The following is a 532-nucleotide window of genomic DNA, read 5'->3' on the forward strand; positions in this document are numbered from 1 at the left end:
GGACAAAGCCGACCTCTGGTTTTTATTTGAGGATGTCTGCTTTACAAACGGCTACCGCCTACAGACTTTAGCTAGTATCAGAAGTTAATAGGTGTTTATGACAAGCTCCTTCACCACACGACCTTTCAAATGGATCTTTTTCGAGGCCGCATTTCGCGTCCAGTTGGGTCTGTGTCCAAAACTGATTCATGCAGGCCGCCGATGACCTCTCGCGTCGGTTCAAGATTTTCATCCGTTGCGACAAGACACCAACCGGTGTCTCGGACACGTTCATCTTCTTCGTCATAAAGCGAAGGATCATCCAACAAGTAGCACAACCCCGAGATCATTTCCGCCTGCGAACAACGCACCAAATCGACGATGTCTGAACGATCAACGCCAAGTGATAGCATACGTTCTAAAGCGTGACCTTGGCCGGAAAACGGCCCTTCTGGATTGCGACGTGCGGACTCGATTATTCTCTCAATCCAGCTATCATCTGTTTCATCTACAACCTGCGCCCAAGCTTGTTTAAGGAAAAGGTATCTATGAA

The 532-nt window shown here is 48.1% G+C and carries 1 protein-coding gene; it reads right to left on the reverse strand.

Annotation, left to right across the window (positions count from 1 at the left end):
• Positions 1 to 125 precede the first annotated feature (125 nt).
• Positions 126 to 532 (reverse strand): hypothetical protein (locus P2081_RS20300; RefSeq protein WP_278924602.1); only part of this gene is annotated, 407 nt, incomplete at its 5' end.

Source organism: Pseudophaeobacter profundi (assembly GCF_029697505.1).
GTDB classification, from domain to species: Bacteria; Pseudomonadota; Alphaproteobacteria; order Rhodobacterales; family Rhodobacteraceae; genus Pseudophaeobacter; species Pseudophaeobacter profundi.